Here is a 12,790-nt window from a genome sequence, read left to right on the forward strand (position 1 = left end):
TGCTGTGAACCGGGTTCGGTACAACTACCGGCTCAGCCCGCGCAGGATCCTGATGAGCTCCACAGTGGGCAACTGGCACAGCTGAGCCATGTTCTCCAGCGCCGGCAGGTCGAGGTGGATCTCCGGGGACGCACCGGGCGGCAACGCGTGCAACCGTCCGGCCGCCCACCGCTTCAACGGCAGGATGCGCGGGTTGTCGCTCGCGGCGATCGCGGTGAGGCTCAGCGACAGGTGCCCGGCAGGGGTGTCGCCGAAGAAGCGTTCGTGCACACGAGCGAGGACTTCGTGCGCCGGAACGTCCAGGGCGTGGCAGATCTCCACCAGGCGCACGACGGAACACTGCCGCGTGCCCAGCTCGTACGTCGCGAGCGTCTGCAGCGAGATCTCGGTCTGCAACCGCTTGTTCAGTTCCTTGCGGGTCCATCCGCGCTGCTTGCGAAGGCTGCGGATCTCATCACCGAGCACGCGCTGGTACGCCGCTGTGTCGATTTGGCCGTTCGCAGTCTGCACTGGTCCCTCCACCCCGTGAGCGGGTCTCACGGTGATGGAAGGCGCTCGTGCTTCGTCGCTTACGCAACTTACTGGCAGAATCCCCCGAACGGGCTATACATCTCTACTCTCAGTATCAGTTCACGCAGCGCACGCCGTCTGCGGAGATGGGCGGAGGGGCCGCGGGGTCAGCCGGTTGCTGACGAGCACCATCCAGGGCGAGCACTCCGGACCCGGCGAAACCCTGCGATCCGGGACCCGAGTAGTCCGAGCCGAGGAACACGCGGGCCGCGCCGGCGGGCACGTTCACGTCCTCCTCGACCTTCACGCCGCCGAGCGCCTCGGAGACCGCGTTCGCGCCCGCCTCGCCGCCCTTGCCGTACCGGACGACGGACTTCGACAGGGCGTCTGCGTTGCCGGTCTGGCCGCCGGTGAAGCCCTTCGCGACGAGCGACTCGAGCACCGTGGCCGCGAGACCCGCCTGGCCGGAGGCGTTGCGGACGTCGACGGTGACCGAGGCCTTGTTGAACGCCGGGTCGGCGGGGGCGTTCGACGCGGGCGCCTTGCCGAGGTTCTTGACGAACGTCTTGACCTCGGCGGCGTCCACCTCGACCGCCGAGCCGTCCTCGGGCGTCTCCAGGTCCGGCCTGCCGGTCGGGATCGTCTGGAACGTCATGTTGCCGCCCGTCATGTCCTTCATCTGCAGGGCGAACTTGGTGATGTCCCAGCCGTCGTCGAGCACGATCGCGCCGCTGACGGCCTTGATCATGTCGTTGCGCTTGGTGCTGTCGGTGAGCACGCCCGCCGACAGCATCTTCTTGGCCAGGCCCGCCATGAAGACCTGCTGGCGCACGACGCGGTCGAGGTCGCCCATCGGCAGGCCGTGGCGCTGCCGGACGAACGCGAGCGCGTTCTTGCCCTCGATGGTCTGCTGGCCCGCCGGGAAGTTCGCGCCGGAGAAGCTGTCGCGCACCTTGGTGTTGAGGCAGACGTCGATGCCGCCGATGGCCTTGGTGATCTCGTAGAAGCCGACCAGGTTGACCTCGGCGTAGTGGTCGATCGTCGCGCCGGTCAGGTCCTGGATGGTCTCGATGAGGTTGTTCGCGCCCGCCTTGCGCGACTCCATCTCGATCTCCGGCCCCTGCTTGCCGCTGCCCTGGAGCTTCTCGGCCGCCTGGTTCTTGGCGTAGCCGTAGGCGGAGTTGATCTTGTGCCGCCCGAACCCGCCCGCGATCTTCACGTAGGAGTCGCGCGGGAACGAGACGGCGTACGCCTTGCCGCTGTCGTTCGGGATGTGCAGCAGGATCAGCGTGTCGGTGTTGAAACCGCCGTCGTCGCTGCCGCCCGCCTGCAGTTCGTTGAGGATCTCCTGCGGCAGCGGGTTGCCCTTGGAGTCGGTGCGGCTGTCCATGCCGACGAGCAGGATGTCGATCGCGCCGTCGGCGGGCTTCTCGCCGGCGTCGGCGAGGTTCAGGTCCTGCTTGGTGAGACCGTCGGTCAGCGCCGTCAGGTTCTGCCACGCGATGCCGGTGACCAGCAGGATCGTGGCGGACAGCATGCTCAGGAAGATCTTGGCGCCGGTGGACGCGCCGCGCTGGGCGCCGCTCGGCCTGCGGGCGGGCGCGGGCCTGGGGCGCGGACGGGGCGCGGCGGCGGCTTTCGCCTTCGCGGGCGTGGTGCGGACCGTCGGGCGGTCGGCGACCGGACGCGGGCGCGGTGCGGACGACGTGGCACGGGGAGGGTCGGTGCGGCCGACGGACGCCCGGCGCGGCGGCTCGGCGGGCGTGCGGCGGGGCGGTTCGCTCCGCGCGGCCGGGTCACGGCGCGGGGGTTCGCGGCGGGGCGGCTCGCTCCGGCTCGCGGACGTGCGGCGCGGGGGCTCGGAACGGGGCGGCTCCGACCGCTTCGGAGGCTCCCGGCGCGGTGGTTCCGCCCGGCCCGGCTGCCGGCTCGGAGGCTGGTCAGAGGCACGCGGAGGCGTCTGCGGGTGGCGTGGCCGGCCCCCCTGGGGGCGCGGGGTGGCGGAGGGTCGCCTGGGATTCCCGTTCGGGTCTCCCGGCCGCGGCGGCCGGTTGTCCACACCCACTCCTCTCAGCGAAATCGGGTACTCCAAGTAGACGTGCGGGAGGTCCACTCGGTTGTGCACAGGGTGACACAGTGGCGAAGACCACCCGATTCAGGCCCCCTGACCAGCGGTTTTGTCTGTTTCGTAGACTCGTCGCCGTGTTGACGATGCAGGACGCGCTGCTCGCGCTGACCAAGTACTGGACCGACCGAGGTTGCATCGTGGTGCAGCCGTTCAACACCGAGGTCGGGGCGGGAACGCTGAACCCCGCCACCGTGCTGCGGGTGCTCGGTCCCGAGCCGTGGCGCGTCGCGTACGTGGAGCCGTCCGTGCGGCCCGACGACGCCCGTTACGGCGAGAACCCGAACCGGCTGCAGACGCACACCCAGTTCCAGGTCATCCTCAAGCCCGACCCGGGCGACCCGCAGGAGCTCTACCTCGGTTCGCTGGAGGCGCTGGGCATCGACGTGCGCGCGCACGACGTCCGGTTCGTCGAGGACAACTGGGCCTCCCCGGCGCTCGGTGCCTGGGGCCTCGGCTGGGAGGTCTGGCTCGACGGGCTGGAGATCACCCAGTTCACGTACTTCCAGCAGGCCGGCGGCATGACGCTCGACCCCGTGTCGGTGGAGATCACCTACGGCATCGAGCGCATCATGATGGCGCTGCAGGGCGTCGACCACTTCAAGAAGATCGCCTACGCACCCGGCATCTCCTACGGCGAGGCGTTCGGCCAGGCCGAGTACGAGATGTCCCGCTACTACCTCGACGACGCCGACGTCGAGGCCAACAAGCGCCTGTTCGAGGAGTTCGCCGCCGAGGCGCGGCGGATGCTGGACGCGCGGCTGCCCGTGCCCGCGCACAGCTTCGTCCTGAAGTGCTCGCACATCTTCAACGTGCTGGACGCCCGCGGCTCGATCTCGACCACCGAGCGCGCGCGTGCGTTCGGCCGGATGCGCGGGCTGGCCCGCGAGGTCGCCACGCTGTGGGCCGAACGCCGTGCCGAGCTCGGGCACCCGCTGGGTGTCGCCGCTCTGCCGGCCGCCGTTCCCCCGCCCTCGTCCTTCGAGGACGTCGTGGCGCCTTCGACGTTGCTGTTCGAGATCGGTACCGAGGAACTGCCGCCCGCCGAGGTGCTGCGGACCGTTGCCGCGGTGCGGGAAGCCGTCTCCGCGAAGCTCGCCGCGACCCGGCTGACGCACGGCGAGGTCGCCGTGCACGGCACGCCGCGGCGCATCGTCGTCGTGGTGCCCGCTGTGTCGCCGCGCGAGCCCGATGCCGAACGGACCGTGCGCGGGCCGCGGGTCTCGGCCGCGTTCGACGCGGACGGGAACCCGACCAAGGCCGTGCAGGGCTTCGCCCGCGGCCAGGGCGTCGAGGTGTCCGCCCTGGGCCGCGTGGTCGAGAACGACGTCGAGTTCGTGGCGTTGACGAAGACCGACGCCGGGCGCGGTGCCGTCGAGGTGCTGAGCGGGCTGCTGGCCGAGGTCGTCGGGGACCTGCGGGCCGAGAAGAACATGAAGTGGAACGACCCGAAGCTGTCGTTCACCCGGCCGATCCGGTGGCTGCTCGCGTTGCTGGGGCAGACGCCGGTGCCGGTCTCCGTGTCGTCGTTGTCCGCCGGTACCTCCACGCGGGTGCACCGGACCGCTGACGCGCCGGTCGTCCCGGTGGCCGCCGCCGACGGGTACCTGGAGTTCCTCGTCTCGCACGGGATCCAGGCCGATGCCTCGGTGCGCGCCGCTGCCATCGTCGAGGCCGCGCAGGAACTGGCCGCTTCGGTCGGCGGCGTGGTCGAGGTCGACGGGTTGCTGGACGAGGTCACGAACCTCGTGGAGTGGCCGACGCCGATCCTCGGGTCGTTCGAGGAGCGGTACCTGGAGCTGCCCGCGCAGATCCTGACCACGGTGATGCGCAAGCACCAGCGGTACCTGCCGGTCCGTGCGGCCGACGGGTCGTTGCTGCCGCACTTCGTGGCCGTGGCCAACGGGTCTGTGGACGCCGACCTGGTGCGGGCGGGCAACGAGGCCGTGCTGCGGGCTCGGTACGAGGACGCGGCCTTCTTCTGGCGGGCCGATCTGAAGACGCCGCTGGAGGAGATGAAGGCCGGGCTGGCGAAGCTGACGTTCGCGGACAAGCTCGGGTCGATGGCGGACCGGGCCGCGCGGATCGCTGCGCTCGCCGGTCGGTTCGCCTCGGTGGTCGAGGTGGACCGGGAGACGTTGGACCGGGCCGGTGCGCTGGCCAAGTTCGACCTCGGCTCGCAGATGGTGATCGAGCTGTCCTCGCTCGCCGGTGTGATGGCGCGCGAGTACGCGGCTCGCGCGGGCGAGACGCCTGAGGTCGCCGTGGCGTTGTGGGAGATGGAACTTCCCCGGTCGGCCGGTGACGCGCTGCCCTCGTCGGTGCCCGGCGCGTTGCTGTCGCTGGCCGACCGGTTCGACCTGCTGGCCGGGTTGTTCGGGATCGGTGCCCAGCCGACCGGGTCGTCCGACCCGTTCGGGTTGCGGCGGGCGGCGCTGGGTGCGGTGACCGTGCTGCGGGCGTTCCCCGACCTGCGGGCGATCACGCTGCCGGTGGCGCTTTCGCTTGCCGCCGAGGGGCTCGACGTGTCCGCCGAGGCGTTGGAGACCGCACGGGAGTTCGCGGTCCGGCGGTACGAGCAGGCGTTGCTGGACGCGGGTCACGAGCACCGGTTCGTGCAGGCGGTGCTGCCGCTGGCCGACTCGCCGGTGCTGGCCGACGAGACGCTCGCGCAGCTGGAGGCGTTGGCGGGCAACGAGTCCTTCGACGCGTTGGCGGCCGCGTTGCAGCGGGTCCGGCGGATCGTGCCCGGGAACGTCGAGGCTTCCTACGACGCCTCGGTGTTGTCGGAACCGGCCGAGGTGGCGTTGCACAAGGCGTTCGACGGGGTTTCCCGCGACGTCGTCGGGCTGGCGGCGTTCGTCGGTGCGGCCGAGGGGCTGACCGGGCCGATCAACACCTTCTTCGAGGAGGTGCTGGTGATGGCCGAGGACGAGGAGGTCAAGGCCGCCCGGCTCGGGTTGCTGGCGTCGATCCGGGACTTCGCGGCACCGGTGCTCGACTGGACCCAGCTGTAGTTCTGGCAGCGGAGGAGGGGCGTCCCGGTGCGGGACGCCCCTTTTTCGTGCGGTTACTTGATTTCGAAGCTCTGGCCGTAGACCTTCCACTTCAGCGGGGTGGTGAGGTCGAGGTTGCCCGCCCTGAGCCACACGCGTTGTGCGGTGTCGACGCGGGTGGTGTCCTCGTGCGCGGGCTCCTGCTTCATCGTCCACACGCGAGCGTCCAGGAAGGCGTTGAGCCACGTGGTCTCGTTACCGCCCTGCGACGGCGGCTTCGCCTTGGCCAGCGCGCGTGTGCGGATGCCGCTGAAGTCCAGGCTGCCCCAGCCGTCTCCGTGCATCACGATCGCGTCGTAGTAAGCGAACTGGCCGAGCGCCCGGACGCCGTCGGCCTTGGCCTGGCGCACGGCGGGGTTGAAGTAGACGCGGTCGCGTTCGGACTCCTGTGCCGCTTTGAACACCGGGTCACCGGCCGCGGTCCTCCAGTCCCTGGTGTAGTTCGGATCCAGGCCGGCGTGGGAGTCGGTGCCGTTGACCCGGCGCAGTGCCGGCAGGTACTTCGCCAGCACGTTGCCGGGTTTGCGCTGCTGGTAGAGCTCGACGAGGTCCAGCATGTCGCCGGTGCCGCTGCAGAAGCCGATGATGCCGGCGGTGTAGCCGCGGCCGTCGTCGATGTCCTCGATGTAGCCGAACTGGGCACGCCAGTTCGTGGACGAGTTCTCCGCGCTGGACACGATCTGCATCGCGATGTCCTTCATGCGCGGATCGGTGAGATCGGCTGCCTGAGCGGAGCCGGTGGTCACGGTGGCGAGCGTGACGCAGGTCAGAACCAAGGCCGCGATGCGGCCGCAGATCCTCACGCGTTCCTCCCGGGTTGTCCCGGGCGGCGGTGCGGCAACGGTAAGGGCTCCCCGCCGTCGGCGGCAAGGATGTTCCGCGGATTACAAACTGGTTGCCGCAGAACGAGAAGAGGGCGCTCCCGGCAGGGAACGCCCTCGGTTTCTCATGCGTGAACGGCTTCAGTTGATGCTGAAGCTGTCGCCGTAGACCTTCCACTTCAGCGGGGTCTTGAGATCGAAGTTGCCCGCCTTCAGCCAGACGCGCTGCGCCGTTTCGATGCGGGAGACGTCCTCGTGCGCCGCTTCCTGCTTCATGGCCCACACGCGAGCGTCCAGGAAGGCGTTGAGCCACGTGGTCTCGTTGCCGCCCTGCGACGGCGGCTTGGCCTTGCCGAGGGCACGCTTGCGGATGTTGCTGAAGCTCGTCTTGTCGCCGCCGTCGCCGTGCACGACGATCGCGTCGTAGTAGGCGAACTGGCCCAGGGCGCGCACGCCGTCGGCCTTGCCCTGGGCGACGGCCGGGTTGAAGTAGACGCGGTCGCGTTCGGACTCCTGTGCCGCCTTGAAGGTGGAGTCCTTGGCCGCGGTCTTCCAGTCCTTGGTGAAGTTGGGGTCGAGGCCCGAGTGCGAGTCGGTGCCGTTCACCTTGCGCAACGCCGGGAGGTACTTCTCCAGGACGTTGCCGGGCTTGCGGGTCTTGTACAGCTCGACCAGGTCGAGCATGTCGCCGGTGCCGCTGCAGAAGCCGATGATGCCCGCCGTGTAGCCGCGGCCGTCGTCGATGTCCTCGATGTAGCCGAACTGCGCCTTCCAGTCCGTGGAGGAGTTCTCCGCGCTGGACACGATCTGCATCGCGATGTCCTTGAGGCGCGGTTCGTCGAGGTTGGCCGCCGAGGCGGTGCCAACGGTGGTGGTGAAGAGCGCGGCGCACGTCAGCAGTGCGGCCGCGATGCGACCAGTGATTTTCACGAAGTTCCCTCCGGGGCAGGGATTGTGGGGGCCCGGGCGGCGTGGGAGCAACGGTAAGGGGTCCAGACCTTTATTGGCAAGAGTCTTTACTAATTCGCGAAACGGACAATTGCCCATGCGGTCGACAATCCGGCGGAAACGCTTGTCCCGCACACGCTTCCGCCGGATCTTCAGGTCACCTGATGTCGAACTGCTCGCCGTAGACGTGCCACTGGAGCGGGCGTTCGAGGTTCAACTTGCCCTCGTTGAGGAAACGGCGCTGAGCTGTGTCGACGCGGCTGGTGTCCTCGTGGGCCGGTTCCTGCTTCATGGTCCACGCGCGGGCGTCCAGGAACGCGTGCAGCCACCGGGTTTCGTCGCCGCCCTGGGCCGGTGGGCGGGCGCCCGAGCCGAGTGCGCGCCGGCGGATGGACGAAAAGTCCAGATCGCCCCAACCATCACCGTGCATCACGATCGCGTCGTAATAGATGAACTGACCCAGAGCCTGGACGCCGTCCTGCTTCGCGCGGTTGACGGCCGGGTCGAAGTAGACGCGGTCGCGTTCGTGTTCCTGGGCGCCCTGGAACGTGCCGTCCTGCGCCGCCTGCCGCCAGTCGTTCTGGAAGCCGGGGTCCAGGCCGTCGTGCGACGGGGTGCCGTTCACGCGTTCCAGTGCCGGGAGGTACTTCTCCAGGACGTTGCCGGGGGACCAGTCGCGGTAGAGGCGGACCAGGTCGAGCATGTCGCCGGTGCCGCTGCAGAAGCCGATGATGCCGGCGGTGTAGCCGCGGCCGTCGTCGATGTCCTCGACGTAACCGAACTGTGCGCGCCAGTCCAAAGAGGAGTTCTCCGCGCTGGACACCAGCTGCATCGCGATGTCCTTGAGTGCCGGATCGTTCAGGTCGGCCGCCTGGGCGGTGCCGGGCGTGATCAACGCCGCCGCGCAGGCGAGCGTCGCGGTGAGCCTTGCAAACGTCTTCATGCCACTCCGTTCCACAATGGACTCGGCGGCGACGTTCGTGCGGGAGTCAAGCTAGCGTGGGAGCGCTCGCACGACAAGGGCCGGCCCGCGGGAAGCGGACCGGCCCGGTCGCACATCAGCCGGTTTCAGCTGCGCACTTCGTGTCGTTCGGACGTTCGCCACCGAGCAGGTACGCGGTGACCTTGTCGTTGGCGCACTTGTTCTTGCCGAGCGCGTAGGCGCCGTGACCACCCTGGTCGATGGTGATCAGCGCGGCCCGGTCGCCGAACGCGCGACGCGTCGACTGCGCACCGGCCAGCGGCGTCGCCGGGTCGCGCTCGTTCTGCACCAGCAGCACGTTGCGCGGGCCCTTGCCGGACGGCAGGACCTGCTTCTCGACCGGCTTCGGCCAGAACGCGCACGGCTGGATGTTCGCGGCCGCCGCACCGAACATGGGGTGCTTGATCCGGTCGATCGCGACGTTGCGCTCGTACGTGGCGACCGAGGTCGGCCAGGCCGAGTCACCGCAGATCACGTGCAGGCGTCCGGCCAGCAGGGCCTGCACGCGCGGGACCTCCGGGAACTCCTCCGGCGGCTGCGGCTGGCCGGTGTCGAAGGCCTGCCAGGACGTGGCCATCTTCTTGAACGTCGCCTCGCTGGTGGAGTAGAGGCGGGTGAAGACGGTGAAGCGGAACAGCTTGCCGTCGATGCCCTCGACCGACGGCTTCTCGTCGAGGCGTGCGGCCAGGTCGAAGAACTTGGCCTTCACCTGCGCGGGCGTCGTGCCCAGGCCGTACTCGGGGTGCGCCGCCGCCCACTTCGCGAAGTCCGGGAACGTGTCCTCGACGCCGCGGCCCATCAGCCGGCCGCCCTCGACGTCCCAGCCGGTCTTCGGCAGGTTGCTGTCGAGCACGACGCGGTCGGAGGTCTTCGGGAACAGCGTGGCGTACACCGAACCCAGGTACGAACCGTACGAGTACCCGAGGAACGACGCCTTCTTCTCGCCGAGCGCCGCACGGGCCGTGTCCAGGTCACGCGCGATGTTCTGCGTCGTGTTGTACGGCAGTTCGTCGGCCGTGGACGACTTCAGGCACTGCTCGGCGATCTTCTTCACCTCGGCGGCGCGCTGCCGCACGTCGGCGGAGCTGTCGGCGTACGGCGGGACGCTGCCGTCCGCCATCTGCTCGTCGGTCATGTCGCACGTCGACGGCGAGCTGTAGCCGATGCCGCGCGGGTCCATGCCGATCACGTCGTACGCGTCGAGCACGCTCTGCGGCAGCCCCAGTGCCTTGAGCAGCACCGGGAACGTCAGGCCCTCGCTCGGCCCGCCCGGGTTGGTCAGCAGGATCCCCCTGCGCTTCTGCGGGTTCTGGCTGGCGAGGCGCGAGATCATCACCTCGGTCTTGCGGCCCGACGGCTTGCGGTAGTCGAGCGGCACCTGCATCGTCCCGCACTCGAGACCCGGCGCCGCCACGTCGGACGGGCACGCGGCCCACTTGACCTCGGTGACCGGTGTGGTCGCCGACGACACCCCCGGCGTGATCACCAGCGCGGCCGCCGCGGTCACCACCGCGGCCAGCGACATCGATTTTCGCATTAGCAAATACCTCCCCGACGACGCGCCCTCTCGGCGCGCCAAACCAATGAAAGTCAGCCGTTCATGCGGACGAGAACGTCCAGCTGGGCCTTGTTGTAGAGCTCGACGATGACCTTGACGACGGTCCGTCTCGCGTGATCGGCGCCGCGCGGCGCGTCGCTGTACAGACCGGCCGGATCCGGGAACGCCGCCCGCATCTCGGCCATGTACGGCATCGCTCTCATGCCGTCCGCCACGCGCTGCCGGGTCTCCTCGTCCGCGTCCTCCGGCAGGGTGTCGAACGCCACCACCGCCGGATCCCGTGAGTAGTCCTTCAGCGTGCTCGCGTACTTCGCCAGCGTCTCCGGCGAGAGCAACTGGGCCAGCACCACCGTGAACGACCGGTCCTGCGGCGACAGGTTCGCGTCCGCGATCATCGCCGCGACGTCCGCGGGCAGATCGGTCGGCGTCTCCTGCCGCAGGACCAGTGCGAGGTCCGCGCGGATCTGTTGCAGGCGTTCGATCTGCGCGGCCAGTTCCGCGTCGAGCTCGTGCAACGCCTCGCGGGGGTGCTCGTCGCCGTCACCGAGTTCGGCGATCTGCGCGAGCGACAACCCGAGGTCGTTGAGCCGCTTGATCCTCAGCACCCGCACGAGGTGGTCGACGCCGTAGCTCTTGTAGCCGTTGGCGCGGCGTTCCGGCTCGGCCAGCAGCCCCACGTCGTGGTAGTGCCGGATCGTGCGCAACGTCGTGCCGGCGAGATCGGCCAGCTGACTGGTGCTCCACGCCACGACGTTCCTCCTCTCCGGCTCGCTGACAGGACCCAGTTGAAACCATGCCGCTACGGCACGGTCAAGGCAGAACGGATCTTTCCGACGAAGGTGTCAGGGGCAGTCCACTTTCGTCGCACGCAAAAGGCCCCCGGCAAGACACCGGGGGCCTTTTGTTGCGTCACAAGGACTTACAGGAACTGGCCACCACGGGTGACAGCGCCGTAAGCGTCCACGATGCCGTGGCCGTAGAAGCCGTTGAACTTCGCGTCACCCTCACAGGTGGCGTCGAACTCGGCCGGACGACCCACGTTGACGTACGACACGGTGCGCGGGTTCGGGCAGGCGCGCTGCGTCGCGGTCTTGAGCAGGACCTTCTCGACCTTGTCGGGGTCGAGGGTGAGGCCCGGGTTCTTCTTGTCCTTCTTGCCGTACTGGCTGACGATCAGCGCGGCGACACCAGCGGCGTGCGGGGCGGCCATCGAGGTGCCCTGCAGGAACTGGTAGTAGCCGACCTTGTCGCCCTGCACGGCCTTCTTGACGCCCGCGGCGAGGCCGTCGGGGGTGACGTTGCCGGCCTCGTCGATCGCGCCTTCGGCGAGAGCGACGTTGCGCGGGTAGGTGGACAGGATCATGTTCTCGTTGGTGCGGTACCACGGCGTGCCGAGGCCGTCGCGGAAGTAACCACCGGGAGCCGAGACCGCGGTCTGCTCGAGGCCGTAGTTCGAGTAGTCGGCCTTGGCGGTCGACGGGCCGAGCGACGACACCGAGATGACGTGGTTGCCCTCGGTCGGGAGGTTGAGGCAGGTCGCGTTGTCGACCGGACGCGGACGGGCGTGGCCCGGCGGGTAGTTCGGGCTCACGACGTCCTGGCGCGGCTTGCCCAGGTCCTCGTGGTTGTTGCCGCCGGCGCCGATCAGCGTGACGCCCTTCTTGTGCGCGTAGTTCAACGCGCGCTGGACGGACTTGATGATCGTGCGCTGCTCCAGCTGCTCCTCGGCCGTGGCCGTGGGGTCGTTGGCGCAGTTCATGTACCACGGGTCGACGTAGAACGACATGTTGATGACGTCCAGGCCGATGTCGGCGCCGTAGGTGAGCGCGTCGACGACGGGCTGCAGGAAGAACGAGCCCGCGTCCTGGCCGCCGCGGATGTTGACGAGCGACACGTTCGGCGCGACACCGGAGATGCCGAAGCCGTTGGCGGCGGCACCGATGGTGCCGGCGACGTGCGTGCCGTGGCCGCCGTCGTCCCAGTTGGCCGGGTCCACGCAACCGCGGAACTCACACGGGCCGTCGAACACGCCACCGTCGGAGTCGTTCGGGATGTCGACGGTGAAGTTGCGCGAGAGCTCGTTGTTGAAGTTCGGCGCGATGTCCGGGTGGGAACCGTCCACACCGGTGTCGAGGATGCCGACGTACACGCGCTTGTCGCCGGCCTGCTTGGCCCGCGCGATGTTGGAGCGCACCAGGTTCAGACCCCACAGGTCCCCGTCGAGCGGGTCCATGCCGGCGGTCGAGCCCTGCTGGGCGGGAGCCTTGTTCGGCTTCTCGCCCTTGTTCTCCTTCTCGACGTTGTCCTGCTTGATCTTCGCGGCCTTCGCCGCGGGCGCGTGCCCGATCGGCGTGGTCCGCGCGGCGCCGACGATCTCCTTCGAAGCGGAGACCTTCTCCACGAAGCCGTTCGCGGGCGCCTTGACCGTCAGCAGGCCGACGGCGTCGTTGCTCCGCAGGACCTCACCACCGGCCGCTTCCACGGCGTCGATCGCGAAGTCGCGGTTACCGGGTTGTTCCAGAAGGACGGTGTACTCCGTCGCCGGCCCGGTCGTGGCCGGCGCGGCCCCCGCCGCCGAAGTGCCCGCGGCGATCAGCGACACCGTTGCCGCCACCGCCATCACGGTTCTGCGCGTTCTCACCTAGCTGTCTCCTCACACCCGGTCAGGGCTGGATCCAACAACATCGGTGCGGCCCCCGATTGCCGCCCGAGTTGGACACACTGACACGAAAATTCGCCCCGCATCAGCACCTTTCGTACGGAATCGAACTGTAGCCGATCGGAAGCGGA

The 12,790-nt window shown here is 69.1% G+C and carries 10 protein-coding genes; 2 read left to right on the top strand and 8 right to left on the bottom strand.

The window, feature by feature from the left end:
* Nucleotides 1-24: 24 nt before the first annotated feature.
* Together QSK25_RS12670 and QSK25_RS12675 are read right to left on the bottom strand one after the other, a co-directional pair.
* A complete protein-coding gene (locus tag QSK25_RS12670) occupies nt 25-510 on the bottom strand; it encodes a helix-turn-helix domain-containing protein (RefSeq protein ID WP_285638168.1) in 486 nt (161 codons plus the stop codon).
* Nucleotides 511-625: 115 nt separating this feature from the next.
* Nucleotides 626-2,047, bottom strand: coding sequence for an LCP family protein (locus QSK25_RS12675; protein WP_285638170.1), 1,422 nt, complete (start codon nt 2,045-2,047; stop codon nt 626-628).
* Between QSK25_RS12675 and QSK25_RS12680 the strand changes: the two genes are divergently transcribed.
* Together QSK25_RS12680 and QSK25_RS12685 are read left to right on the top strand one after the other, a co-directional pair.
* On the top strand, nt 2,046-2,606 hold the full coding sequence (locus QSK25_RS12680; protein WP_285638172.1) for a hypothetical protein: 561 nt from the start codon (nt 2,046-2,048) through the stop codon (nt 2,604-2,606). The two genes, QSK25_RS12675 and QSK25_RS12680, sit on opposite strands and share 2 nt — an antisense overlap.
* 115 nt (nt 2,607-2,721) lie before the next feature.
* Nucleotides 2,722-5,652: a glycine--tRNA ligase gene (locus tag QSK25_RS12685; RefSeq protein ID WP_285638697.1), complete on the top strand. Its 2,931-nt coding sequence runs from the start codon at nt 2,722-2,724 to the stop codon at nt 5,650-5,652.
* 53 nt (nt 5,653-5,705) lie between these two features.
* Here QSK25_RS12685 and QSK25_RS12690 read toward each other — a convergent pair whose 3' ends face one another.
* The 6 genes from QSK25_RS12690 to QSK25_RS12715 form a co-directional block, all read right to left on the bottom strand.
* Nucleotides 5,706-6,494 carry a chitosanase gene (locus tag QSK25_RS12690; RefSeq protein WP_502881839.1) on the bottom strand — a complete coding sequence of 263 codons (789 nt, stop codon included), beginning with the start codon at nt 6,492-6,494 and terminating at the stop codon, nt 5,706-5,708.
* 159 nt (nt 6,495-6,653) lie between these two features.
* Nucleotides 6,654-7,442 carry a chitosanase gene (locus QSK25_RS12695; protein ID WP_285638174.1) on the bottom strand — a complete coding sequence of 263 codons (789 nt, stop codon included), beginning with the start codon at nt 7,440-7,442 and terminating at the stop codon, nt 6,654-6,656.
* A 175-nt stretch (nt 7,443-7,617) separates the two neighbouring features.
* On the bottom strand, nt 7,618-8,403 hold the full coding sequence (locus QSK25_RS12700) for a chitosanase (protein WP_285638176.1): 786 nt from the start codon (nt 8,401-8,403) through the stop codon (nt 7,618-7,620).
* 115 nt (nt 8,404-8,518) lie between these two features.
* Nucleotides 8,519-9,979, bottom strand: coding sequence for an alpha/beta hydrolase (locus QSK25_RS12705; protein ID WP_285638182.1), 1,461 nt, complete (start codon nt 9,977-9,979; stop codon nt 8,519-8,521).
* A 53-nt stretch (nt 9,980-10,032) separates the two neighbouring features.
* Nucleotides 10,033-10,749, bottom strand: coding sequence for a helix-turn-helix domain-containing protein (locus QSK25_RS12710; RefSeq protein WP_285638184.1), 717 nt, complete (start codon nt 10,747-10,749; stop codon nt 10,033-10,035).
* 170 nt (nt 10,750-10,919) lie between these two features.
* Nucleotides 10,920-12,620 (bottom strand): S8 family serine peptidase, encoded by a 1,701-nt coding sequence (locus QSK25_RS12715; RefSeq protein ID WP_285638699.1) that lies wholly within the window; start codon nt 12,618-12,620, stop codon nt 10,920-10,922.
* Between the last annotated feature and the right edge of the window lie 170 nt (nt 12,621-12,790).

Source organism: Lentzea sp. NBRC 102530 (assembly GCF_030269365.1).
Classification (GTDB): domain Bacteria; phylum Actinomycetota; class Actinomycetes; order Mycobacteriales; family Pseudonocardiaceae; genus Lentzea.